Annotated in this window: 21 protein-coding genes; 7 read left to right on the forward strand and 14 right to left on the reverse strand. The window is 55.6% G+C overall.

The window, feature by feature from the left end; translation table 11 throughout:
• Window positions 1-69: 69 nt before the first annotated feature.
• Window positions 70-351, forward strand: coding sequence for a YkgJ family cysteine cluster protein (locus BIS10_RS07920; protein WP_083026486.1), 282 nt, complete (start codon window positions 70-72; stop codon window positions 349-351).
• 4 nt (window positions 352-355) lie between these two features.
• Here the strand turns inward: BIS10_RS07920 and BIS10_RS07925 are convergent, their stop codons facing one another.
• The gene (locus tag BIS10_RS07925; RefSeq protein WP_253504196.1) at window positions 356-4,261 is read right to left on the reverse strand and encodes an AAA family ATPase; all 3,906 of its coding nucleotides are present in this window, start codon (window positions 4,259-4,261) and stop codon (window positions 356-358) included.
• A gap of 29 nt (window positions 4,262-4,290) precedes the next feature.
• A complete protein-coding gene (locus BIS10_RS07930; protein WP_054640852.1) occupies window positions 4,291-4,947 on the reverse strand; it encodes a tRNA-(ms[2]io[6]A)-hydroxylase in 657 nt (218 codons plus the stop codon).
• Between the two features lie 524 nt (window positions 4,948-5,471).
• Here BIS10_RS07930 and acnB point away from each other — a divergent pair.
• The 3 genes from acnB (at window position 5,472) to BIS10_RS07945 (ending at window position 10,671) form a co-directional block, all read left to right on the forward strand.
• Complete coding sequence (gene acnB, locus BIS10_RS07935; RefSeq protein ID WP_253504199.1) at window positions 5,472-8,075, forward strand: bifunctional aconitate hydratase 2/2-methylisocitrate dehydratase; 2,604 nt, start codon at window positions 5,472-5,474, stop codon at window positions 8,073-8,075.
• A 151-nt stretch (window positions 8,076-8,226) separates the two neighbouring features.
• A complete protein-coding gene (gene rraA, locus BIS10_RS07940; protein WP_044628284.1) occupies window positions 8,227-8,721 on the forward strand; it encodes a ribonuclease E activity regulator RraA in 495 nt (164 codons plus the stop codon).
• Between the two features lie 6 nt (window positions 8,722-8,727).
• A complete protein-coding gene (locus BIS10_RS07945) occupies window positions 8,728-10,671 on the forward strand; it encodes a glycerophosphodiester phosphodiesterase family protein (RefSeq protein ID WP_253504203.1) in 1,944 nt (647 codons plus the stop codon).
• 15 nt (window positions 10,672-10,686) lie between these two features.
• On the opposite strand, the gene ggt is transcribed toward BIS10_RS07945, so the two are convergent.
• Entirely contained in the window at window positions 10,687-12,474 is a 1,788-nt protein-coding gene (ggt, locus tag BIS10_RS07950; protein WP_253504206.1) for a gamma-glutamyltransferase, read from the reverse strand.
• 152 nt (window positions 12,475-12,626) lie between these two features.
• Entirely contained in the window at window positions 12,627-15,011 is a 2,385-nt protein-coding gene (gene ppsA, locus BIS10_RS07955) for a phosphoenolpyruvate synthase (protein WP_253504209.1), read from the reverse strand.
• A gap of 236 nt (window positions 15,012-15,247) precedes the next feature.
• On the opposite strand from ppsA, the gene BIS10_RS07960 reads away from it, so the two are divergent.
• Window positions 15,248-16,081, forward strand: a complete 834-nt coding sequence (locus BIS10_RS07960; protein WP_044628288.1) for a pyruvate, water dikinase regulatory protein — start codon at window positions 15,248-15,250, stop codon at window positions 16,079-16,081.
• A 12-nt stretch (window positions 16,082-16,093) separates the two neighbouring features.
• Here the strand turns inward: BIS10_RS07960 and BIS10_RS07965 are convergent, their stop codons facing one another.
• The 4 genes from BIS10_RS07965 to BIS10_RS07980 all read right to left on the reverse strand — a co-directional run bounded on the left by BIS10_RS07965 (window position 16,094) and on the right by BIS10_RS07980 (window position 18,984).
• Entirely contained in the window at window positions 16,094-16,672 is a 579-nt protein-coding gene (locus BIS10_RS07965) for a hypoxanthine-guanine phosphoribosyltransferase (protein ID WP_188640366.1), read from the reverse strand.
• A gap of 48 nt (window positions 16,673-16,720) precedes the next feature.
• On the reverse strand, window positions 16,721-17,731 hold the full coding sequence (gene nagZ, locus BIS10_RS07970) for a beta-N-acetylhexosaminidase (RefSeq protein ID WP_253504212.1): 1,011 nt from the start codon (window positions 17,729-17,731) through the stop codon (window positions 16,721-16,723).
• An 82-nt stretch (window positions 17,732-17,813) separates the two neighbouring features.
• Window positions 17,814-18,329 (reverse strand): L,D-transpeptidase, encoded by a 516-nt coding sequence (locus tag BIS10_RS07975; protein ID WP_083026475.1) that lies wholly within the window; start codon window positions 18,327-18,329, stop codon window positions 17,814-17,816.
• Window positions 18,307-18,984, reverse strand: coding sequence for a TetR/AcrR family transcriptional regulator (locus BIS10_RS07980; protein WP_044628292.1), 678 nt, complete (start codon window positions 18,982-18,984; stop codon window positions 18,307-18,309). The genes BIS10_RS07975 and BIS10_RS07980 overlap by 23 nt, the downstream gene beginning before the upstream one ends.
• Before the next feature lie 228 nt (window positions 18,985-19,212).
• Here BIS10_RS07980 and lexA point away from each other — a divergent pair, with 228 nt between their 5' ends.
• Entirely contained in the window at window positions 19,213-19,890 is a 678-nt protein-coding gene (gene lexA / locus BIS10_RS07985; RefSeq protein ID WP_253504217.1) for a transcriptional repressor LexA, read from the forward strand.
• 21 nt (window positions 19,891-19,911) lie between these two features.
• Here the strand turns inward: lexA and BIS10_RS07990 are convergent, their stop codons facing one another.
• Both BIS10_RS07990 and purU read right to left on the reverse strand, forming a co-directional pair.
• Window positions 19,912-20,583 carry an energy-coupling factor ABC transporter permease gene (locus BIS10_RS07990; RefSeq protein ID WP_083026471.1) on the reverse strand — a complete coding sequence of 224 codons (672 nt, stop codon included), beginning with the start codon at window positions 20,581-20,583 and terminating at the stop codon, window positions 19,912-19,914.
• Window positions 20,584-20,601: 18 nt separating this feature from the next.
• Complete coding sequence (gene purU / locus BIS10_RS07995) at window positions 20,602-21,456, reverse strand: formyltetrahydrofolate deformylase (RefSeq protein ID WP_054640848.1); 855 nt, start codon at window positions 21,454-21,456, stop codon at window positions 20,602-20,604.
• Window positions 21,457-21,730: 274 nt separating this feature from the next.
• Between purU and BIS10_RS08000 the strand changes: the two genes are divergently transcribed.
• Complete coding sequence (locus BIS10_RS08000; RefSeq protein ID WP_253504219.1) at window positions 21,731-23,332, forward strand: ribonuclease J; 1,602 nt, start codon at window positions 21,731-21,733, stop codon at window positions 23,330-23,332.
• Window positions 23,333-23,341: 9 nt separating this feature from the next.
• On the opposite strand, the gene moaE is transcribed toward BIS10_RS08000, so the two are convergent.
• The 4 genes from moaE to BIS10_RS08020 form a co-directional block, all read right to left on the reverse strand.
• Complete coding sequence (gene moaE, locus BIS10_RS08005; protein WP_392567162.1) at window positions 23,342-23,818, reverse strand: molybdopterin synthase catalytic subunit MoaE; 477 nt, start codon at window positions 23,816-23,818, stop codon at window positions 23,342-23,344.
• 3 nt (window positions 23,819-23,821) lie between these two features.
• On the reverse strand, window positions 23,822-24,622 hold the full coding sequence (gene moaC / locus BIS10_RS08010; protein WP_062360390.1) for a cyclic pyranopterin monophosphate synthase MoaC: 801 nt from the start codon (window positions 24,620-24,622) through the stop codon (window positions 23,822-23,824).
• Between the two features lie 18 nt (window positions 24,623-24,640).
• A complete protein-coding gene (gene mobB, locus BIS10_RS08015) occupies window positions 24,641-25,189 on the reverse strand; it encodes a molybdopterin-guanine dinucleotide biosynthesis protein B (RefSeq protein ID WP_253504222.1) in 549 nt (182 codons plus the stop codon).
• 22 nt (window positions 25,190-25,211) lie between these two features.
• A partial coding sequence (locus BIS10_RS08020) for a solute carrier family 23 protein (protein WP_301281999.1) occupies window positions 25,212-25,762 on the reverse strand: 551 nt, incomplete at its 5' end.

Here is a 25,762-nt window from a genome sequence, read left to right on the forward strand (position 1 = left end):
AACGGGGACCGCCACTCACGTTTACGCCTTTGAAGGAATCGACAAAGGCGCGACGGCACAAGCGAGCCCATGAGCGAGTTGATCACCAGTGACAGCAGCGCCACATGCCGAGCAGGCTGCGGCGCTTGTTGTATAGCTCCGTCTATTACATCGCCGATACCCGGAATGCCCGAGGGCAAACCGGCGGGGGTGCGCTGCGTTCAACTCGACGCCAACAACTTATGCATGCTGTTTGGCAGCCCGCTGCGCCCGATGGTGTGCGGGCAGTTCGATTATGACCCCACCGTGTGTGGCGAGCACCGCGATGAGGCGCTCGCCACGCTGTCGTGGCTAGAAGAGAGCACTCGCTGAACGTTTAAGCCTCGTTTTCAACACTCAGCGAGTGGGGCAAACGGCGATCCAGTAGGCTAACCCAGCGCACCAGCACCGGTGCATCGCTGTGGCTAACCTCGCTCAACAGGCGACGGAACGCCTCTTTTGCCTGCTGATCATTGGGTGAAATCCGCGTAAGCCAAAGCTCCAAGGCCGCTAACTCTTGATGGCGGTTGCCGTGTTCCCGTGACTGCACAATCGCCATTTCGGCAAGCGCCTTTACTTCACTGGCCGGGTGCCCCAGCAAGTCACGCACTCTGGCCAGTTGAGTCGCCAACTCGGGCAAAAAGAGCGTGGTGCGCTCTCGGGCAATCACCAAACACTGATCCAGATACTCCTCGGCGGCCTTTAACTCGCCAAGTTCAATACAGGCATCTGAGTACCAAAGGACGGGGCGCTGGAAACGATCTCGCCCATTCAGCTCAGCCATCTGGTCCAGACTATCTCTTAATTGGACTAAACCAGCGTGATCCCCCGCCATGGCCCTCTGCCAACCCAACACACCTTGGGCGGAGATTTGCCACAGCTGAAGGTCCGGCGTGCCCGTCATGGCGGCCGCGCGCTCAGCATGGCGTGCCGCAAGATGCACATGCCCTAATTGGCGATAGAGCGCTGCGGCAAACATTAACGCCATGGCAAGCGTTCCCGGGTGACCAATTTTCTCAGCAAGACGGATGGCCGACGAGACGTGACGCTCGGCGCGCTGATAGTCGCCACGTAAACAGAGTGCCCAGCCCTGGAAGCAGGCAGCTGTCACTTGCGGGTGATCCGAGAAGGGCAGCCACTCGATCATCATTTGCGCATTGAGCGGGTCGATTTCATCCAGGTGGTCATGGGCCTGCTGAATTCGTCCGGCCCAGTACTCACAGTGCGCCCGGGCATAGTCGGCCAAACGGCGATAGCGCGGGTCTTCCAGACGCTCGGCAATATCCGCCAAGGTAGAGGCAAGTGCAAACGCATCGGCATGGGCGTAGCGCTGGCTGCGGCCTACCCACAGCCCCCACTTGACTAGGAAAATTTGTTCTAAATCTTCCGGGTCTTCCGGCGAATCACCACCGGATTGACGCAGCAGCTCCCGGGCGCGCACAAAGCTTTCGTGGGCAGTGGGCGAGCCATGGCCTTCCAGCGCAAACGCTGCCTGCCCACGCACGGTAAGTAGGCTGACCTCACGTTCCACTTCATGGTCAACGTGGCGCAAACTGGCCAAACCGAAGTCGGCCATCCGCAGCGCCGTACGGTTCGCGCTCACCTTCAGCGCTTCACGGGCAGACAGTTCGAAATAGCGCGCGCCTCGAGCGTAGTGGCCGCTGCGGCGCAGATGGGTGGCGAAATCCCCCGGATGGCGGCTGATCCACACAGGGAAACGCTCTTCAATCAGCGTAACGACCTGCTGGTGCAGCTTGACCCTTACATCCCGGGGGCAGGAGAGATAAGCCGCTTCTTGTAGTAGCTGATGGCTAAACTGGTACTCGTGCTCGCCGCTCTCTTTATCAACCGGCTCAATAATTTCCAGCAGGCGCATATGCTCTACGGCTTGAGAAATCCGCGCTTTATCCCAGCCGCTGCATTCAGCCAGGAAGTCGAGGCGGAAGCGTTTGCCCAGCACCGCCGCAATATGGGCAATTTCCCGATCCCCTTCCAGCTGATCGATACGGCTGGCCAGCAGGCCAAGCAGCCCTTTGGGCAACTCATCGAACTGGACGCTGCGCCCTTCGCGACGGTCCATATCCAGACGACGGCATATCTCCTGCATGTAGAGTGGCACGCCGTCGCATCGCTCAATAATCTGATTACGCAGCCGAGGGCTCAAATGCATTCGATAACGGCGCGATAGCTGGGAGAGCAGCCGAGACGACTGCAGCGCATCGAGCTTGCCGAGGGTAATTTGCTGATCCCAATGCAGCTTCACTGGTAGCGCTTCACGACCGTGATGACTGGCCACCAGCATGAAGGCCGTATTGATGGGCAGACGAGCTTGTAAACCGGCCAATACTTTGAAGGAGGGTTCGTCCAACCACTGTAGATCATCAACCATCAAGACGAGAGTCTGGGTGCCAGCGCGCTGGTCGATCAGACGGTGCAGCAGTTTCACGACCAACTCTACCGCTTCCCCGCTTTGGGTAAGCTGAGTAATTTCCTGAACGTCCCTAACCCCCAGCGCCTCTTCCAACAGCTGTTGGCGAGCATCGTCTAGCGCTGTATCACCCAACGATGCCTGCAACTCATGCAATGCTTCTTGAGTAGGCGTGGCGCCTAGATGCCACGCCAAGAGAGAACGGGCCACCCCGTAAGGCTCTAACACCGACAAGCGTGTGGTTGGCTGCCAACAGATAGCGGCATCGCGGCTAAGTTCAAGCTGACGAAAACCAACCATCAGCGCCGATTTTCCCATGCCTGAGGCACCCCGCACCAAGACACTTTGCCTTAAGCCGATACCCGCTCTTGCCAGCGCATCACGCAGCGTACGCAGTGACGTTTCGCGGCCGACCAGACTAGGCGGCAGCGCATCCCGGCCGCCTTCATTCTGGCCTAACACCAGCGCCCGCAAGCGCACTCGACCATCGCTTGCCACCAAGCGCGACACCAAGCGCGGCTGCAGGTCCAGTGCCGGGGGCATGTGCTGGCTGGCTTCTTGAGAAATCACTAGTTCACTACCTTCAGCAGCGCCCATTAGCTCAAGGGAGACCTGGGTGACTTGGCCAAGCGGGTCAGCCAACTGACGTTCAGGCAGATAAACCACACGGCCGCTATGTAACCCAGCCGCCAGCTCAAACGAAGGCGCTTCCCCTTCCCCACCCCAATGGCGCTGAGTTTCCTGCGGCAGCGCTTGGCGGCAGTGTTCATAGAGCGCTACCAGCTCGGCAAGCTGATGCGCAGGGCCGTGGGTGCCGAAACCCGCCAGTCCCAAACCGCCGGTGGCCCCTGGCAGCCAGAAGCCACCTAAGTGATGGCACTGCTGCTCTAGCCAGCGCAATAGTTCCAGCTGAAGCGCTAGACAGTTACGAGTTGCCGCCCGGTCTTGCCAGTCGCCTTTCAGACGTAAGCGAATCGCCATAACCGACAGTTGGCGAAGCTCAATCTCATCTTCACGCAGCGGCTTGCTATCGGCTGCCAGTGCACGAGAAAAAGCGCCCTGGGGCGACATGGCTCGCGGGTCGTGGTGGCCGTCCGACCAGTAGCTGGCCAACTGTAAGAAACTGGGCTCCGGCTGCTGGCCCGACAGCGCGAGCAACTGCAAATAGCTGTTGTACTGCTCATGAGCAGCGGCCATTTGATTTTTTTCGGCCAGTTGACGCACCAAACGTTCATGGAAAGGCCCATAGCCTGAAAAGCGGCTCACCAGGCCTTCCAGCATGTCGTCTGGCGTTTCGTCGTGAGCTTCAAGCACTTGCTCGGCAAACCGGATCACCCGCTGACGCCACTCATTGCGCACCTGCACTAGCCAGCGCTGAAATTCGCTGCAACTTGCCAACTGCAACTCTTCAATTAGATCGCCTTGGTAGCATGACATCACCTCCTCAAGGGTTTCTAAATCCTTGGGGCCTTCTAGCAACTGCTGCAGGTCATGTAGATCTACCTGCCAGTGGGCAGGTAAATGAAAGGCGATAGTCTGTCGCGATACGTTCAATACCTGATCGGCGTTATCACCCATGGACTGACGCAGGCAGTGCAACGCGTGGCGCAAGTTGGTACGACCTGACGAAAGCCCCTGGTCTGGCCAGAGCAGCTCAGCCAGTGCCGCACGATTGACCGGCTGGCGATGCAACAAAAGATACACCAACAGGGCCTTAACTTTGTCGTAACTGAAATGAGTGAGTACATCCTCCCCCTGGGTTAAGGAGAAGTGACCAAACAAGGTCAGCTGGTCTGTCTGTTGAGCATCGCGCATGATACACATCCTGCCTGACTAGCAGCGGCTTAGGCGGGCACGCCGCTATGGAAACGAAACGCCGTATCCGGAGTCGTCATCAGCTCCGCTTCACGTGCGACAAAGAAGGCAATACGGTCATCAATCGGCTCAGCGGTCTGTTGACGCGCCAACAGCAGATAATCTTCAAAATGGCGCCCTTCTGACTTCACCAGCGTGCGGTAGAACTTCGCCAGTTCTTCGTCTAAGTAAGGGATAAGGCGGGCAAAGCGCTCACAGCTTCGTGCCTCAATTAATGCGCCAATAATCAGTACATCGATTAAGCGCTCAGGATCGTTACTGCGTAAATGTTTGCGCAGCCCCTCGGCATAGCGCGAGGCAGTGAGGTGATGATAGGCCACCCCACGCTTTTCCATCAGGCCCACCACTTGTTCAAAGTGCAGCAGCTCTTCGCGGGCAAGCTGAGACATTTTGCTTAATAAAAGCGGCTGATCGACATAGCGGTAAAGCAGGCTCATCGCGGTGGAAGCCGCCTTCTTCTCACACTGCGCATGGTCAATCAGCAGCGTTTCAGGATTGGCAAGCGCCCACTGCAACCACGCATCAGGCGTTGGGCAGGCAAGAAACTGATGCAGACTTTCTGGTAGCAAATCATCCGCTGAAAGGGAGTGATCTGCTGTTTTTAGTGCCATTAGTTGTATAGACATAATACCGCTACCGAGCGTTTATCTCACTATTGTATAACATATAAACGCCGTTGGCGTTTGTTCCCTAGCTATCCGAAGGCCACTTATTTAATGGCGCCTCAATTCTCATATAGCATATTTCTAATATATAAGCTCAGCTTATTTGGCGCTCCACACACCGCCTAAACCACTTCACTACGTTACTTAATAACGAATTAATCGTATGCCTATGGTAACGCGGCATCACAATAATCACACCCGCGCTTACCTCAAAACACCCCTGCTGGTAAAAAACTTTCAGATTTTGGGCACATTAACTAAAAAAGCCGCAAGAAAGGAGCTCAATATCAGCGCCTCAACATAAAGTACAAGCAGGCACTTAGCTTGGCTTCTTAACATTGTCGACAGTTTCCCGTAGAATCCCGCTCATCCACCAGACGCTGTTTGTCAAGCGTATGTCACGTGTCCGAACGCCTCACCCACCGTGCTAGTAGTCGTTCGGCACCACTGATTCATCACTACTAAGAAGATGAGAGGGCCCCAACGTGCTTGAAGCTTACCGCCAACATGTCGAGGAACGCGCCGCAGAGGGCGTCCCACCTAAGCCCCTAACCGCCGAGCAAGTCGCCGCCTTAATTGAGCTGCTCAAAGCGCCCCCGGCGGGTGAAGAGGAATTCATCCTTGACCTGATCACCAACCGCGTTCCGCCCGGTGTTGATGAGGCCGCCTACGTAAAAGCGGGCTTTTTGACCGCGATTGCTAAAGGGGAAGCCACCTCTCCATTAATTGATAAAATTCACGCCGTTAAACTGCTAGGCACCATGCAAGGCGGTTACAACATCGTCTCTATGGTGGAGCTGCTGGATAACGAAGAGCTGGCCCGTGAAGCTGGCGAGCAGCTGAAGCACACCCTGCTAATGTTTGATGCCTTCCACGATGTGGAAGAGCGTGCCAAAAAAGGCAATGCCGTCGCCAAAGACGTCATTCAATCCTGGGCAGATGCCGAGTGGTTCCTCTCCAAGCCAGCTCTGGAAGAGAAAATCACCCTGACCGTTTTCAAGGTGCCCGGCGAAACCAATACCGACGATCTCTCTCCAGCTCCGGATGCTTGGTCACGCCCCGACATTCCGCTGCATGCTAACGCGATGCTCAAAAACGAGCGCGAAGGCATTGAGCCTGAAGTACAAGGCACCACTGGCCCGCTCAAGCAGATCGAAGACGTCAAAGCCAAAGGCTTCCCGGTTGCCTACGTAGGTGACGTGGTAGGTACCGGCTCTTCACGTAAGTCAGCCACTAACTCCGTGCTATGGTTCTTTGGTGACGACATTCCTTACGTCCCGAACAAGCGCGCTGGCGGCTTCTGTTTCGGCGGTAAAATCGCGCCTATCTTCTTCAATACCATGGAAGATTCCGGTGCCCTGCCGGTAGAAATGGACGTTTCCAAGCTGGAAATGGGCGACGTCATTGACGTTTATCCCTACGAAGGCAAAGTGTGCAAGCACGGCACCGATGAAGTGTTGAGCACTTTCGAACTGAAAACTCAGCTGATTCTTGACGAAGTGCGCGCCGGCGGCCGTATTCCGTTGATCATCGGTCGTGGCCTGACCGGCAAAGCACGCGAGTCACTGGGCTTAGCACCTTCTGACGTATTCCGCCTGCCCGACCAGCCTGTCGATACTGGCAAAGGCTTTACCCTGGCGCAGAAGATGGTCGGCAAGGCCTGCGGCATGGATGGCGTACGCCCCGGCATGTATTGCGAGCCGAAGATGACCACTGTGGGCTCGCAAGATACCACTGGTCCGATGACCCGTGACGAACTGAAAGACTTGGCTTGCCTAGGTTTCCAGGCAGACTTGGTCATGCAGTCGTTCTGCCACACGGCGGCATATCCGAAGCCAGTAGATGTGGACACTCACCACACCCTGCCGGACTTCATCATGAACCGTGGCGGCGTTTCGCTGCGCCCCGGCGACGGCATCATCCACAGCTGGTTGAACCGCATGCTGCTGCCGGACACCGTAGGTACTGGCGGTGACTCCCACACCCGCTTCCCGCTGGGTATTTCGTTCCCTGCGGGTTCTGGCCTGGTGGCCTTCGCCGCTGCTACGGGCGTAATGCCGCTGGACATGCCGGAATCCGTTCTGGTGCGCTTCAAAGGCAAGCGCCAGCCGGGCGTCACATTGCGCGATTTGGTTCACGCCATTCCGCTGTACGCGATTAAGCAAGGTCTGCTGACTGTCGAGAAATCCGGCAAGAAAAACGCCTTCTCTGGTCGCGTGCTGGAAATCGAAGGCCTGGAAGACCTCACCGTTGAGCAGGCATTTGAGCTTTCCGACGCGTCCGCTGAGCGTAGCGCCGCTGGCTGTACCATTACGCTGTCTGAAGAGAGCGTGACCGAGTACCTGAAATCCAACATCACGCTGCTGAAGTGGATGATTGCCAACGGTTACGGTGACGAGCGCACCATCAGCCGTCGTATCGAAGGTATGGAAGCATGGCTGGCTGATCCGAGCCTGATGCGTGCTGATAAAGACGCCGAGTACGCCGAAGTCATCGAGATCGACCTCTCTGACATTAAAGAGCCGGTTCTTTGCGCCCCGAACGACCCGGATGACGCCCGCTTACTGTCTGATGTTGCCGGTGAGAAAATCGACGAGGTGTTTATCGGTTCGTGCATGACCAACATTGGTCACTTCCGCGCGGCAGGTAAATTGCTCGAAAAACAGCCTGCGGGCAGCCTGAAAACCCGCTTGTGGCTTGCGCCACCGACCAAAATGGATCAGCACCAGCTGACCGAAGAGGGTTACTACGGCATCTATGGCCGTGCAGGCGCCCGCATGGAAATGCCGGGATGTTCACTGTGTATGGGTAACCAGGCACGCGTTGCAGCGAAAAGCACCGTGGTGTCCACGTCTACACGTAACTTCCCGAACCGTCTGGGCGATGGTGCAAATGTTTACCTCGCCTCGGCAGAGCTAGCAGCGGTTGCTGCTGTAGAAGGTCGTTTGCCGACCGTTGATGAGTATCAGCGTTACATGGGTGAGTTTGACGCCATGGCAGGCGAGATCTATCGTTACATGAACTTCCACGAAATCGAGGAGTATCAAAAAATCGCCTCGAACGTGATTCCGGTAGCCCAAGAGGCTTAATCGCCAGTGGCACCGACCCATCGCCGATGCTCGCAACATCGCAGCCAGGGAAATCCCTCGCTGAGCCGATGACAGAACGCCCCTTCCTTTCGAGGTTGGGGCGTTTTTTATGACGCTGTGAACCATAGTGCCGAAAACATAGGAGTAAACGATGACAACGACAACCCAAGTGGTCACCCCCGATCTGTGCGACGCTTACCCCGACGTAGAGGTGCTAGAGCCCCTCTTTGCTAACTTCGGCGGTGTCGACAGCTTTTATGGCCCAATTCGCACGGTAAAGTGCTTCGAAGATAACTCAATGGTCAAACAGGCTGTGGCGGAGCCTGGCGAAGGTGCCGTACTGGTTGTGGATGCCGGCGGCTCTCATCGCTGCGCGATGTTAGGCGATATGCTGGCAGAGCAGGCAGCGCAAAATGGTTGGGCAGGCGTATTGATGTACGGTTGCGTGAGAGATGTCGACATTTTGGCCACGCTTCCTTTAGGCGTACAGGCACTCGGCAGCCACCCGCGTAAAAGCGAAAAGCGCGGCGAAGGCCAGCGGGATATCGCCGTAACGTTTGCGGGCGTTACTTTAAGAGTTGGCCAGTGGCTGTATGCTGATAATAACGGCATTATTATCGCCGAGCAGCCCTTAAAGCTCTCCTAATCCCGCTTGTCAGGGGTGGCAGTTAGTGCCACCCTGATGCTTCACTCTGACACTTTTGTGACTATGCAGCCGCTCACTCAATTAGGCGACGCTCTTCTTCGCACTCTCCGAGATCACCTCCGTCCGCTCATAGCTTATCACTTGCTGTTTACCCTACTGGCCTCTGCCTTATTGGTACCGGCCGTTGCCTGGGTATCGCAACGCTTTTTGGCACAGCTAAACCGCACGGTGGTCACCACGGATGCACTCTTAGCGCTGCTCTTTAGCCCACTAGGGTTATTGGTCATGCTGGTGGGCCTTGGTTTTACGTTTTTACTCATTTACTGGCAGCAGGCTGGCATGTTGCAAGTGGCTGTCCGGTCAAAAGACAACCACTACCGGCTGGCGTTCGAGGCACTCTGGCTGAGCACACGACGGCTTCCCGCTCTGACGGTACTGGTGATTCTTCAGGCCGGTGCCCACCTGTTGCTGCTTGCCCCCTTTATGATGGCCCTCGCTTGGTTACACGATCTATGGCTTAGCGGTATCGACCCTTACTATCTACAGCGCATTCGCCCTCCTGTGCTGTGGTACTTTTTAGCTTGCGCGACACCGTTGGTGGTTATCTGGATGATCTTAGCAGCGTGGCTGTATCTGCGCTGGCTGCTGGCACTGCCACTTGTGGCGCTGGAATCTTGCTCACCGTATCAAGCACTCAAGCGAAGCGTTTATTTAACACGTGGCTGGCACCGCTCTATTGGGGTGGCTGTGCTCAGCCTGCTACTGATCATTATTAGCTTACCCATTATTACCACATGGCTGTTTGACACGGTGGTCACGCCCTTATTGTGGTGGCTACCAGAGCACAACGCAGTGCTGATTCCAGCGATGCTGGCCTATTTAACCGGCTATGTGCTGGTAACGCTCACCATCACTTTCCTCGGTATTGCTACTAACGCTCTGCTGTCCGCCTGCCTCTATTTACAGCTGGCCCATCATGAACCACGCCCTGCGCCGCCTTCCCACGATGCGCACCCTGGACGCATGGCATGGGCGATTGAACTTAGCGTGCTGCTGCTCGCTGGGCTACAGGCGTGGTGGATTCTTAACAGTTTTGAGATTCGCGATAACGTGGCCATCATCGCCCATCGCGGAAGCTCCATGGTGGCACCGGAAAACACCCTTGCTGCCGTGTCTCAAGCGCTGGAGGATGGTGCTGACGCCGTAGAGCTGGATGTTCGCCTGAGCGCCGATAATCAGGTCATGCTCTATCACGACCGAACGCTCGCCCGCCTCACCAGTGATCCTCGAGAATTTGGCGACCTTACCCGTAGCGAACTCAGCGAGTTTGATGTGGGTAGTTGGTTTGGCGACGCCTTTCAAGGGGAGCGCATAGCGGGGCTGGATGAAGCGTTGGCCACCGTCCGCGGGCGCGCATCGCTGATGATCGATATGAAAGCCCTGCCGGGACAAGAAGAGAGGCTGGCACAAGCAGTCATCGATGCACTGGGGCAGGAAAGCGACATACGCTATCGCTGCTGGGCCACCCAGCAAGAAGCACTAACAGCCGTGACGGCCTGCGGCTTTCCTAACGCGCTGATGAATATGCGTATGGCGACCATGTCACCTGCCCTGGTGCGTTACATTAAGCAAAAGGCCCCCGAGCTGCGTGTCACTCTGCTAGCACAGCTCATTCTTCCAGGCACTTTAGATCGACGCCAGTTTGATGCGTTAGGCCTTCGCCATAACCGTATTAGCGCCCAGGAGGTGAGCCTGGCGGCGCTTTTCGGTTACGAGATTCATGCCTGGACGGTCAACGATCGGGCGCGCATGTCGGCGCTGATTGACCTCGGCGTTGATGCCATCATTACCGATTATCCTGATCGCTTGCACGCCTTAACAGAAGACCGCCGTGCGCTAAGCGACGGCGGTCTTCTGTTGGTCAAGCTACGCAACTGGTTACGTCAGTAACAGTCGGGGCGTCGTTTACTCACCCATCACGACGCCTTCCCGACGCGGGTCGGCACCACCAAACAGTGTGCCATCCTCCAATCGCCGAATCGCCTGAAGGCCGCTCGTGAGCTCACGTTCGCTCACGTTGTGACCCCGCTCACGCAGCGATTCGATGATCTCTTCAGGGAAGCGCCCCTCCTCTAAGTAAACATCACCACCCAACGTAATCGCATGGGGAAGACTCAGCGCTTCCTGAGCGTTCAACCCCCAATCGCGCATCGCTGCCAGTGTTCGAGCAGTATAGTGGATGATCGCGGCGCCACCAGGGGAGCCGAGGCTCGCCACCAGCGCACCGGTTTCCTGATCAAATACCAAGGTGGGGCTCATACTAGAGCGTGGCCGCTTACCAGGCTCCACTCGGTTAGCCACCGGCTGCCCGTCCACCTCAGGAGCAAAAGAGAAATCCGTCAGCTCGTTATTCAATAAATAGCCGCCAGGCAGGTCAGTGCCGCCATCCGCCAGAATACGCGAACCAAAGGCTTGCTCAATGGTGGTCGTCATCGCAATCGCATTGCCATCGGCATCCACAATGCTGATATGGCTGGTGCCATACTCAGGTTGCTCGGGCTGGCTGGCAAAGCTAACGGTCAATTCACCTGGATTGCCCGGTTCGGCGCTCTCACCCATGCTCTCTTCACCGATTAGCTCGCTGCGTTTACCAAGGTAATCAGGCGCTAGCATGAGCGACCAGTCACCGCCCGGTGCCTCGACAAAGTCAGGGTCAGCAATGTAGCGGCCCCGGTCAGCAAACGCCAGCCGCGAGGCTTCTAGAAATTGATGCAGCCAGCCACTACTGGTCACGCCATTTTCCAGCGGCGCTTCCAACAGCGGTTGCTGGTCCAGCATACCGAGAATTTGCATGATCGTTAGATGGCCAGAAGAGGGAGGAGGAAACCCGCACACTTCCCACTGCTGCCAGGGGGTGCATAGCGGCTCACGCTCAAGAGATTGGTAACCACTGATGTCATCAAGCGAGATTTTACCGGGTCGAACCGGATGCGATTGCACCTGCTCAACAAGATCCTCCGCGACCTCACCTTCATAAAAGGCAGCGCTGCCCTCTTCTGCAATGCGACGCAAAATAGCGGCTAAGGCAGGATTTTTTAGTGTGGTGCCCACTTCCAGGGGCTCTCCATCGGCGGAGTAATAAAACGCTTGAGCCAGGTCGTTTTCGCGCAGATCTTCGTCATTAGCCAGGCTGGTGTGCAGCCGCTGGCTCACCGCGAACCCCTCTTCCGCCAGTGTAATCGCGGGAGTAAAGAGCTCTTGCCAAGCCAACTGGCCGTGCTCAGCATGGGCCTGTTCCAACATACGCAAGGTACCGGGCACGCCCACCGACAACCCGCTGGCGACCGCTTCCATAAAAGGCAGAGGCTCGCCATCTTCCATAAACAGCTCGCCGGTTACGGCGGCAGGCGCCGTTTCACGGCCATCATAGGCCTGTACATCAGCACCATCAAAGTGCATCAAAAAAGCGCCGCCACCAATCCCACTGGATTGCGGCTCCACCAGAGTTAATACCATTTGTACGGCTACCGCCGCATCAATGGCATTCCCCCCGGCCTTGAGCACCTGATAGCCCGCGTCGGTAGCCAGCGGGTTAGCCGCCGCCACCGCGAAGGAGTCTGCCGCCCATCCCGGCTTCTCCTCAAAGCCTGACCCTACTTCTGGTGTAATGGAGGGTGTTTCGTAACTAAACCCCCAACTCACCATTGGCGCCAGCAGTAAACCCGTGAGTGAGAGTGCCCTTTTTGGCAGCATAACCTTTCTCCTTAAACCGTGTCTCAGGCGTGAATCACCAAGGCGTAACCGCCTTTTGAGCGCTCAAGCAATAGCGTAGCCTATAAAACGACTGCGCCCGGCACAATGGCCGGGCGCAAAATAGCAAGCACGCTAATCAAGCTGAAGGAGGCTTAAGCAATAGTTTCCCCCGCCAACATGAACCACGTTTCCAGCACTGCATCGGGGTTGAGTGACACGGAGTCAATGCCCTGCTCCATCAACCACTTGGCAAGATCCGGGTGGTCCGAAGGGCCTTGGCCGCAGATCCCCACGTACTTACCTTTCTCTTTACAGGCCTTAATAGCCATGGCCAGCAGCTTTTTCACCGCGGGGTTACGTTCGTCAAACAAGTGCGCGACGATGCCGGAGTCTCGATCCAAACCTAGCGTTAGCTGAGTCAAGTCGTTCGAGCCAATCGAGAAACCGTCAAAGTACTCAAGGAACTCATCCGCCAGCAACGCATTGGCCGGCAGCTCGCACATCATAATGACTTTCAAGCCGTCGGGATTTTCGTCACCACCGCGCTTCAAGCCGTTGGCGGCGAGCAAATCGACCACTTCCCGAGCTTCGTCTGTGGTGCGCACAAACGGCACCATAATCTCGACGTTTTTAAAGCCCATCTCTTCGCGCACACGCTTCAGCGCACGGCACTCAAGCTCGAAGCAGGGGCGGAAAGATTCTGAAATATAGCGAGACGCGCCACGGAAGCCCAGCATCGGGTTCTCTTCGCCCGGCTCATAGAGTTTGCCGCCAATCAGGTTTTCGTATTCGTTGGATTTGAAATCCGATAGACGGACAATCACACGCTGTGGATGGAAAGCTGCCGCTAGCGTAGAGATCCCTTCAACTAATTTATCGACGTAAAAGCTCACCGGGTCAGCGTAACCAGCGGTACGGAGATCGATCACCTGCTGTAGATCAGCAGGCAGCGTATCGTACTCAAGCAGCGCTTTCGGGTGCACACCAATCATGCGATTGATGATGAACTCAAGACGCGCCAAGCCAACGCCTGCATGGGGCAAGCTGGCGAACCCGAAAGCACGATCAGGGTTGCCCACATTCATCATGATTTTAAACGGAATTTCTGGCATCGAGTCAACGCTGGACACGTTGCAGTCAAAGGCCAGCAACCCTTCATAAACGTGGCCGGTATCCCCTTCCGCACACGAAACCGTAACGTCAATGCCTTCTTGTAGCTGCGTGGTCGCATCGCCACAGCCAACCACCGCAGGAATGCCCAATTCCCGTGCAATAATCGCCGCGTGGCAGGTACGCCCACCACGGTTAGTCACGATTGCCGAGGCGCGCTTCATGATGGGCTCCCAATCTGGGTCCGTCATGTCGGTGACCAAGATGTCGCCTTCTTGAATTTTGTCCATCTCGCCTGGGCTGAGGACAATCTTAACTGCCCCGCGGCCGATACGCTGGCCAATGGCACGGCCAGTAATCAGCGTGCGCCCTTTCTCACGCAGTTGGAAGCGCTCAAGCTTACCGCCCTCCTGCTGTGACACGACGGTTTCAGGGCGCGCTTGAACGATATAGAGCTTGCCGTCGTCGCCATCCAATGCCCACTCAATATCCATCGGGCGCTGGTAGTGTTGCTCAATGGTCACTGCTTGACGAGCAAGATCCATCACCTGCTCATCGTTGATGCAGAAGCGGCCACGGTCTTTGAAAGGCACGTCAACGGTTTCAACAGATTTACCGGCGCTGGCATCTTGACCATACACCATTTTAATCAGCTTAGAGCCTAACGTGCGGCGCAGAACGGCCGGGCGGCCAGCGGCCAGCGTGGATTTGTGAACGTAGAACTCATCCGGGTTAACCGCGCCTTGCACCACGGTTTCACCCAGCCCCCAAGAGGCCGTGACAAAAACGGCATCACGGTAGCCAGATTCGGTATCCAGGGTAAACATAACGCCTGATGCGCCGGTTTCAGAGCGCACCATCTTTTGAACGCCCGCTGACAGCGCAACATTCTCGTGGGCGTAGCCACGATGCACACGGTAGGAGATGGCGCGATCGTTAAACAGCGAGGCAAACACTTCATGCACCGCATGTTTGATATTGGCAAAACCTTCAATATTCAAGAAGGTTTCCTGCTGCCCAGCGAAGGAGGCATCGGGAAGGTCTTCCGCCGTAGCGGAGCTGCGCACGGCTACTTTGAGGCTTGGATGTTGCGTTTGGAGCTGTTCGTAGGCATCGCGAAGCGCGGCTTCAAAGCCAGGCGGCAGCGGTGTATCAATGATCCACTGGCGAATCGTTTTTCCTGCCTCAGCCAGTGCTTTGACATCATCGACATCTAAACGAGCAAGCTTGTCGTTAATGCGGTCGTTCAGACCTTCGTGAGAGAGAAACTCGCGGTACGCGTGAGCAGTGGTCGCGAAGCCGCCTGGCACCGTGACGCCTACACCCGATAAATTGGAAATCATTTCGCCAAGCGAAGCGTTTTTACCACCCACGCGTTCGACGTCTGCCATACCTAGCTGATCGAACCACAGAATGTACTCTTCCACGCAACCCCCTCGCTTTTAGACTTCGTTACGACCCGTTGGGACGACACTAATAGACGTTGTCACCCTAGCACTGCGGCACCGTATTCGCCATTGGTCTAACAGCGAAGGGAGTGGAGGATTTTTACAACAAATACACGAAATTAGCGTTTTATGTAGTATCGACTAGGCGTTGTGCTCGTCGTTTGCACAGCACACAATAGCTTATCTATGAACATAGCAGACTGGCGGATCAGGTTATGAAACGAACAGCTTTCTTTATTTCGGATGGCACCGGCATCACCGCAGAAAGCTTAGGGCGCAGTCTCTTAGCGCAGTTCAGTGATGTGGAGATCAATATGCTGACTAAACCGTATATTGATACGGTTGAAAAAGCACAGGCACTGGCACAGATTATCGAATCGACCGCCGTACGCGACGGCTGTAGACCGATCATCATTGATACGATTGTGGATCAACAGATTCGTAACGTTATCCGCCAAGCGTCAGGGTTTAAGGTCGATATTTTTTCGACGTTTCTAGAGCCCCTTGAGCAGGAGCTGGAAACGCACTCTTCCTACAGCGTCGGCAGAACGCACTCCATCGGTAGCGACGACGTTTATATGGATCGCATCCACTCGGTTCACTTTGCACTCGATAACGACGATGGAGCACGCACCCACCAATACGACAAAGCCGATATTATTCTAGTGGGGGTTTCCCGCTGTGGTAAAACGCCGACCTCACTCTACTTGGCGCTGCAGTTCGGCATTCGCGCCGCGAACTATCCGCTCACCGAAGATGACCTGGATGAAGATGGCAGCTTGAAGCTACCCAAAGCGCTGGCACCTCATCGGCACAAGCTGTTTGGCCTTACCATTGATGCACGCCGACTCTCAGCCATTCGTAATGAACGCCGCCCCAATAGCCGCTATAGCTCGATGGATCAGTGCTTACAAGAAGTAGAGCAGGCAGAATCGCTGTACCGGGCAATGCATATTCCGTTTATTGATACGACGCGATTTTCAATAGAAGAGATCTCTACGCGCATGATTGCGGAAACCGGCCTAGCGAGGCGGTTCTCACCCCGCTAGGATTGCGCTAGCTTACATGCCCTTGGGAGCAAAAATTCCAGGGGCATTACGCCAGTAGCCTTTGTAGTCCATACCAAAACCAAACACGTAACGGTCGGCCACTTCTAGGCTGCAGTAATCTGCTTTTAATCCCGGAACGGCTTTGCGGTCGTGCTGCTTATCGACCAACACTGCGGTAGTCACACTGGCCGCCTGGGCTTCTTTGCAGTATTCCAGAATGGCCGCTAGGGTTGCGCCTTCATCGAGGATGTCGTCAACAATCACTACATGTCGGCCCGCCATGGGAACTTCAGGCGATACGCGCCAGAAAAGCTCACCGCCGCGCAGCTCGTTGCGGTAACGGGTCGCATGTAAATAGTCCACTTCCAGCGGGAAACCAAGACGCGTCAGCAGGTGCCCCGTGGTAATGAGCCCCCCATTCATAACGCAGTAAAACACCGGTAGCTTGTCGCCCAAGTCTCGCGTGATCTCTTCCGCCATGCGATCCAACGCTCGCTCAACCTGCTCTTGCGAAATCAGGCAGTCGGCGTTATCCATCAACTCACGCATAGAATCTAATGATTCAAGCGTTTCTTTATCCAACTTGGACATGCTACTTCTCCAAAAAACATCTAATAAGAAAACGGTATAAAAATGGAATTAATTCGCTAGCGCTTCGAGCTTGGCATGCGTGCGGCGCCAACGGCCGAGTGCAGCCAGTGCATCCAGTTCAGGCCTAGCACGGCCGTAACGCAGCTTGGCAGGCCGTTTATTCAGCACCCCTTGGCAGGCCTCTAGCACCTCAATGGCTGCCGCTCGGTCATTGCAGATCAGCAACATATCGCAGCCAGCGGCCAGCGCCGCTTTGGCACGCTCAGCCGGGCCGCCTGCCTCATGCGCCCCCGCCATGCTTAAATCATCGGAAAAAATACACCCTTTGAACCCCAATGATTCACGCAGCATGCCTAACCAGTTGGGTGAGAACCCTGCAGGGCGAGTATCAAACGCTGAATAAATCACGTGGGCAGGCATGACGCCGTTCAACACACCCGCTAACTCGCGAAACGGCACGAGGTCTCGGGCTTTCAGCTCGGCCAGGGGTCGCTCATCCACCGGCAGCGCAATATGGGAATCCGCCGCCACTCCGCCATGGCCAGGAAAATGCTTACCAACTGCCGCCATGCCAGCGTCATGCAAGCCTTCGATAAAGGCGTGTCCTAGCAAGGCGACATGCTTTGGATCGCTGCTGAAACTACGGTCGCCAATGACGCTGGAGATACCGCTCTCAACATCCAACACCGGCGCAAAACTCATATCCAACCCACAGGCGGCCATTTCCATCCCCAGCAGCCAGCCTGTGTCTTTGGCTAAGGTGAGCCCTGCTACTGGGTCGCTGGCATACAGATCGCCAATTCGCGCCATGGCGGGCAGCTTGGTCGCCCCTTTTTTGATCCGCTGGACTCGACCGCCCTCTTGGTCAATACCTAGCAGTAGATCACCACGCACACGACGAATACTGCTGCAGAGCTGCCGCACTTGGTACGCATCTTCGACATTACGGGCGAACAGGATAACGCCGCCCACCGCAGGGTCTTTTAGCAATGTCTTTTCAGCGCTGGATAACTGCGGCCCTTCTAGGTCAAGCATGACCGGGCCAATGGGTTGCGTCATGGGGAGGATCCGACAAAAAGGGCGCCATTTTAGACTAACCGCTTAGCGTGTCAAAATTCTGGCAGGACGCCCGGAAGTGGGCTTAATGCAGCCAAACCGGCGTACCGGGTTGGGCGTGTGCAAACAGGTAGTGTAAATCGTGATTTCGCAGGCGTATGCAGCCGTGAGAGGCAGCCACACCTATCGGTTGTTCTTCAGGCGTGCCGTGCAAATAAATGTAGCGCCGCTGGGAGTCCACATCAGCGCCACGGTTAACGCCGCGCTCAAGACCGCAGAGCCACATAATGCGCGTTAGAATCCAGTCTCGCTCAGGGTAATTTGTCACCAATTCAGGCGAAAATACTTCGCCAGTCCATCGGCGACCACGAAATACCGCATTATCAGGCAAGCCCTTGCCGATAGACGCACGGACATAGTGCCAGCCCAGCGGTGTTTGGCCGCTACCCTCTTGCTGCCCTACGCCAGCAACCCCAGTGGAGATCGCGCACTCATAGCTCACTTCCTTTCCCTGCCACCAGCGCAACCGCTGCCGCTGGGTGTCAATCTCCATCCAACCAGATTGAGAAGGCGGTAATTCAGCTAGCCTGGGCGTTTCCATGGTTTCCCTCTTCAACGGCAGCCGGTAACGGCGCGTTCATCGCAGCAACAACGACTGGACGTAGCCGCCGCACAAGATCACGCACCGTCACCTGCTCTTGATAATCCTTTGCAGCAATATCACGCAGGGCATCCAGTCCCGAGAGCGTAAATATCACTGTACCTAGCATAAAGTGTAGCCGCCAAAAGCGCTCGGCATCCGGCAGCTCAGGCGTGGCTTTACGCACCAGCTCGGTAAAACGGGTAAATACATCGCCATACTGCTGCTGAATGTAGCGACGCAGATGCCCTTGCGCCTGACTGTAGGCTAACCCTAGTAGCCGCATAAATACCTTCAGGCTATTACGTTCGGCGGGCACTGCCAGTACCGTAGTGGCCATGGTCTCTAACAGCACTTCTAGAGGAATAGGCTGGCCTTGATAGTGAGCTTCTAGCTCGTCCAGTGCGGTGTGAAAGCGCTCTGAAAATGGATCGAGATAGCGGGAAAACACCGCTTGAATTAGCGCTTTTTTGGAACCAAAGTGGTAGTTCACAGCCGCCAAATTAACCCGGGCCTTGCTGGTGATATTGCGCAGCGACGTCTCGGCAAAGCCTCGCTCTGCAAACAGTACCTCTGCAGTATCTAAAATACGCGTTACCGTATCCGATTGGGCCATAGCGCCCTCCAAAAAACAGGTGTTTTAAACATGACTGAATACTATGTCATAACCCCTGCTGGCTCAATCTCTTATCCAAATGGTAGTAAGCGTTAACTGGACACTTAACGACTGTCTCGGTTGGGTGTAACTCGTCATGTACTGGACAGAGCAACATACTGTATACTTAAACACATACTGATTAAGCCGACATGTAGCTACTGTCTTTTCACTGTTTTGGAGTTTGGTATGTCGCGTCCACTCACAGCACGTCAGCAGCACGTATTTGATTTTATTGTTAAGACCATGGGTGAGCTTGGCTACCCCCCTACCCGCGCCGAAATTGCCAAAGCGCTGGGATTCCGCTCGCCTAACGCAGCAGAAGAGCATTTGCGTGCGCTCGAGCGCAAAGGCGCTATTCGTATAATTCGCAATACATCACGGGGCATCCGCTTACCTAACCAGGAGCCGCAGGAGCTTAATGAAACGCCAGCGGCTGCAGCACCTGCTACTAATGAGCCGCTGCCCAATGGGCTTCCTGTGATTGGTGAGGTCGCCGCTGGCAGCCCTATCCTTGCGGCTGAACATATTGACCGTTACTGCCCGCTGCCCGCTGAGTACTTCACGCCTAAAGCAGATTACCTGCTACGGGTGCGCGGCCTATCCATGAAAGATGTAGGCATTCTTGAAGGCGACCTTCTGGCCGTGCATCGCACTGACCGCGTTCGCGATGGGCAAATTGTCGTGGCACGATTAGAAGACGAAGTAACGGTCAAGCGTTTTAAACGCCAGGGGCATCAAGTAACACTGATTGCCGAGAACGCAGATTTCGCACCAATTGAGATCGACCTACGCACTCAGCAGCTTGATATTGAAGGCGTGGGTGTTGGTGTCATTCGCGGTGGTAATGGGCAAGCGCTTGGCTAGTTGCCCAACCTGTAAGGCAGGCTACTGCAAGTCGATATAGCGGTGGTCATTAAAGGTGGCCACCCAGCTTGGGTGGTACACCAGCAAAATACTCAGCAGCATACCGGTTATAAATGCCTCTGACGGCATCAGTAACGGTAAAAAGCGGGCATACTCTTGGGCGAGATAGACGGCCTCGGGATCAGTGCCCGCTACGATAATCAGCGCAACAGCAGATAGCCCTCCCCCTAAGGTCGCCAAGGCCGTTCCAAAAAAGCCACAAGCAAATAAAAACACCATCAAATTATCAGGCAACCGACGGTCAACGATTCGCCATACAAAACCGGTCACGATCGCAGGCACAATACCTGTCACCAGCACATTTGCCCCCATTAGCGACCAATCGTTTCTGCCAATAGCCACCATGGCGACATTAATCATCACGTTACTGATCAACGCCAGCGGCATTTTAAAGACTAGCGTCATCAGCACCGTAAACACCAAGTGAAGAGTTAACCAGTCCACCGCTTGCGCACGCAATTGCCACATCAACATGACGGCCAACGTAGCTGCCATCCAGCGGTGCTGAAGCGCTGTATCCTCAAGCAGTGGCCGCCAGGGGCGCAGGCATAAGCACCAGACGATGACACCCAACGATAAAAGCCACGTCATCACGAGTGCCCACGGTGCCAATACGCTTTGTGCAAACGACATAGCGCCCCCTTCTGCCGATTAGCTAAAAACGACCGTTTTGTTGCCGTGAATTAGCACGCGATCTTCTAGGTGCCAACGCAGCCCCCGCGCCAATACCGCTTTTTCCACATCGCGACCAAAACGTACCAAATCGGTAGGCGTGTGACAGTGGCTGACCCGGTGAATGTCCTGCTCAATTATAGGGCCCGCATCCAGCTCTTCTGTCACATAGTGGCAAGTTGCCCCAATCAGTTTCACGCCGCGCTCATAGGCTTGATGATACGGCTTGGCACCCGCAAAGGAAGGCAAGAAGCTGTGATGAATGTTAATCACGCGCCCTGCATACCGTTCGCAAAGCGAAGGCGGCAGAATTTGCATATAGCGCGCCAGCACTATGCAGTCAGCGCGGGCAGCATCAATCTGCTCCTGCACCTGCTCAAAGGCTTTCTGCTTATTGGCAGGATCTACTGGTACGTGGTGGTAAGGAATACCATACCACTCGGTCAGTGAGCGCATGTCGTCATGGTTAGAGATTACCCCGACAATATCGCAATCCAGCTCTCCTGCCTGCCAACGGTAGAGTAGATCGACCAAGCAGTGAGACTCCCTGGAAACCATCAACACCACTCGGCGGCGTTTTTGGGTATCCACCAACGACCATTGCATATCAAATTCAGCCGCTACTGGCTCAAACGACGTGCGTAGTGCTTCTGCCGACATGCCCAGCGAATCCGCCAGAATCTCGTAACGCATAAAAAAGCGGCCAGTCTCTAAGTCAGAGTGCTGGCTGGCTTCGGTAATTGAGCCACCTTGTTGAGCAATAAAACTTGAGACACGCGCCACGATGCCCACTTGATCTGGGCAGGAAACAACTAAACGATAGTAATGAGACATAACAAACACTCTTAACGTATTTAACGGCACGCTCGCCAAGCACCTGCCTACCAGCAGGTAAACCACATTAGCGGCGGTAGTGTACCGTAAGCACGATGAGGAAGCACCGTGGTCAGGTGCCGCGATGATTGTTACCCGCCCCCCGCTTCCCGTATAGTTAAGGAATTACTTTCTAGGCTTTTCATAACTGATGCATCCATCCCGCGTTCAACTTCGTCCCCGTCGTCGCCCGCCCCTGCGCCTACTCCCGCTAGGTGGATGTGGTGAAATTGGAATGAATCTTACGCTGTATGGATACGACGACCAGTGGATCGCCGTAGATTGCGGCATGATGATTCGCCAAGACCTGCCCAACTCGCCGCTACAAGTACCTAATACCGACACCCTAGAGGCGCTGAAGATCACACCTAAGGCGCTGTTTATCACCCATGGTCATGAAGATCATATTGGGGCGGTGGCGTGGCTATGGCCCAAATGGGGTTGCCCTATCTTTGCCACTCCTCTCGCAGCAGGGCTATTGCGTTACAAATTCGCCGAACACCAGCTCAGCAGCGCCTCCATTGAAGTGATTGAACCAGGCGATGCGGTGGAGAGCGGGCCATTTACACTGCGCTACTTGAGTGTTACCCACTCCATCCCCGAAAGCTGCTCCATCATGATGCAGGCGGGTGATTACCGCATACTGCACACCGGCGACTGGAAACTCGACCCCAACCCACTGATTGGCACCCCCGTGAACGCTGCCCAGTTTAGAGCACTGGCGCCGGTGGATCTTCTGGTAGGTGACTCGACCAATGCGCCAATGCCAGGGCAGTCGGGCAGCGAGGGGGATGTTGCCAAGGCGCTTTCCACCACATTGAAAGCGTGTAAAGGCCGCGTGGTAGTGTCCTGTTTTGCTAGCAACCTAGCGCGCGTACTGGCCATTGGCTTAGCGGCCCAAGCGTGTGGCCGTCGCGTTAGCTTGATGGGCCGCTCAATGGAGCGCATGGTCAGTGTCGCTAGAGGCCTTGGTTATCTGGATGACTTCCCCCCCCTGGTGCCACCCCATGATTTGGGCTATCTGCCACCGGAGGAGGTCGTGATTATTGCCACCGGTAGCCAAGGCGAGCCTCGCGCTGCCTTGCAGCGTTTGGCGCAGCGTCGACACCCCTTTGTGGACTTGGAACCCGGCGATAGCGTGATTTTTTCCGCCAAAACAATTCCAGGCAATGAGCGCCCTATCGAGCAGCTTAAAAAACGTTTATTGCAACTCGATGTCACGCTGTTCGACGAAATGAACCACCCCGAGCTTCATGCAACCGGCCACCCCGCTCAGGAAGAACTGAAAAAGCTCTACCAGTGGGTTAGGCCCAAAATGCTACTGCCGGTACATGGTGAAGCGCGCCATCAGGAGGCGCACCAAGCGCTTGCTGAGGAGCTAGGTATCAGAGCGCCGCTAGCACCGGTGAATGGCGATATGATCGTGCTTGACCACCAAGGGCTGCGCTGCGAAACGCGCTATCCACAGCCGCCTTGCATTGTTAACCAAAATAGCGTCGTGCCTCACCCTGGCCTTGAGAGCAGCCATCCTACTGCCCGTCGTGGCAGTCTGTTTCTAGCGCTACCGGTAGCAGCAACAGAAACGGGATGGTGTCGTATTGGGCGTCTGATGCTTGACGCCAACGGCGCAAGCCCTATGGATGAAGATAGCTTCAGCGAGTGGCTGGATGAGCAGCTAGAAGAGATTGAGGCAGACACCTTGGCTGATTTGCGCCATGCGCTGCAGCCAAGGCTGGTGCACTGGCTGGCTAACCACTTACAACATATGCCAGACGTGCACCTGCAGATCATGGCCGCTGAAATGCCGACCATCGAAGAGTTAAACGACGAGCCTTAAACACAGGTGTTACCAGCGTTCAGCATCCTGCTGATCGGTGTGGCGCTCTTTAACCCAGTACGCCCCCTGCTTGGAGTGCTCTTTCTTCCAAAACGGCGCCTGGGTTTTTAAATAATCCATAATGAAATCGCAGGCCTCAAACGCATCGCGGCGGTGCGCGCTTGCCACCAGCACTCTAACGATAGGGTCGCCCGGGGATAAGTCGCCCACCCGATGAATAACGCGCACCGCCTGCAGCGCCCAGCGCTGCCAGGCTTGCTCAGCAATTTGCGTTAAGGTGCGCTCGGTCATTCCTGGATAGTGCTCAAGGGTTAACCCCGTTACGTCGGGCGCCTCGTTAAAATCTCGCACTAACCCGGTGAACGTCACAATCGCACCAATGTCGGTGCGCTGGCGCAGCGCGCTCTCATAGCCGTACGCCATTGAAAACGGAGCGGACTGCACTTCTACCGCGATATCTGGCAATGTCGGCTCGCTAACAGACACGGCTTAGCCTCCCGTTACCGGTGGAAAAAAGGCCACTTCGTCATCATCAGTGATACGAGCGCTATCATTTGCCATCACTTGGTTAATGGCACATAGAGTGCGCTGATCAGCCAGCACAGAAAAGCGTGCATCCTGGGCGCTAAGCGCAGCTTTTAGCCCGGCCACATCGCGGCTTGGCAGCTTATCAAGCCCAATGGCCAGATCGCTCTCACCGACCCGCTCACGCAGCTCTGCCAAAAACTTGACGCGCACACAGGGCGAGGCACAGCGCTCACCTAAGCTTACCTCTCCCACTGCGCCTTCACCGGTGACAATGGGCGTGACCATCTCACGCTCCCGCTGATAGTCACCACGCAATCCGCCTCGCTTGCTGTCGAGCTGCACAGCTTCAATGCGCATCTCTTTATCAACGGCTTTACACATATCGTAAAGCGTCAGGCAAGCAACCGAAACGGCCGTCAACGCTTCCATCTCGACGCCCGTGCGCCCATTCAAGCGACACATGGCCGATACATTCACCCAGCCATTTGCATGGTCAATATCGAAATCCACCGCTACTTTGGAGAGCGCCAGCGAGTGGCAGAGCGGAATCAGTTCATGAGTTCGCTTCGCTGCTTGAATACCCGCAATACGCGCTGTTGCGAGTACATCCCCTTTGGGCAGCGCCCCATCGCTTAATAGCTGCAGAGTATTGGGCTGCATCACGATTCGCCCAGAGGCAACAGCCTCACGACGGGTCTCGCGCTTATCGCCGACATCAACCATATTCGCTTCGCCGTGCGCGTTCAGGTGGGTTAACTGCATGGTGTCACCTTTTCATCATCAAGCCAGAGTGCGGCGTTGTTGGTCGGCCCACTCACTTACCCAGCGAGCAATTTCTTCACAATTATTTAAATCCAAGCGAGCCACCGATGGCCTAAGAGCCACCGGCGGCTCAGCAGTAAGCGCAGCCGCCTGCGCCCACTCATCGCTTAAAATAGCCGGATCGCCAATCCCTTCCCGGTAAAGCACCAGCTTGGGAATAGGCCATGCCTTGAAGCCTTCAACGATCACTAAATCAGGGTGATGCGGCGCCATTAGGGTAAGCAAATAGGCTAAATCAGGCTCTTCCTGCCCTGGCGTTTCCTGCATCAGTGCAAAACGTTGGCGCGATGCAATCAGCATAGGGGTGGCCCCGGCACTACGCAGCTTGTAGCTGTCTTTACCCGGCTGGTCCACATCAAACTGGTGGTGGGCATGCTTTATTACCGCCACCGAGAGCCCCATTTCGCGCAGCCGCGGTAACAGCTGCTCTAGCAGCGTGGTTTTACCGGTCCCGCTCCAGGCTGCCACCCCTAATACGGGAAACGAGCATCGTAGGGCATCACTCATAAGTCACCATTCGCGCCACGGGTTACTCATCCTCTTTTTCTGCGGGCAATAACCAGTTTAACGCAATGCCTACCAAAGCGGCTAAGCTAACGCCCTGCAAAGTGAATTGCCCGCCACCAAACTGCATACCACCGATACCAAACACCAAAATAAGTGACACCACCACTAGGTTACGTGCCGCAGTAAGCGACTGACCTGCGCGCACCAGGGTATTCATCCCCACTACGGCAATAGAGCCGAATAGCAGCGTCATAATCCCACCCATGACCGGCCCAGGAATTGTCTGCAGCAGCGCCCCCAATTTGCCAACAAAGGCAAGGATGATGGCAATAACGGCAGCCACAATCATATATTTTGGATTGAATGCCTTGGTTAGCGTCACAGCACCGGTAACTTCTGAATAGGTCGTGTTAGGCGGCCCACCGAACAGGGCTGCTGCCGTCGTTGCCAAGCCATCGCCCAGTAACGTGCGGTGCAAGCCAGGTTTTTCAAGATAATTTTTACGTGTCACCGAGCCAATCGCCACCATATCGCCAATATGCTCAACGGCGGGAGCGATGGCCACTGGAATCA

Origin of the sequence: Halomonas sp. 707B3 (genome assembly GCF_024158645.1) — a bacterium.
GTDB classification, from domain to species: Bacteria; Pseudomonadota; Gammaproteobacteria; order Pseudomonadales; family Halomonadaceae; genus Vreelandella; species Vreelandella lionensis.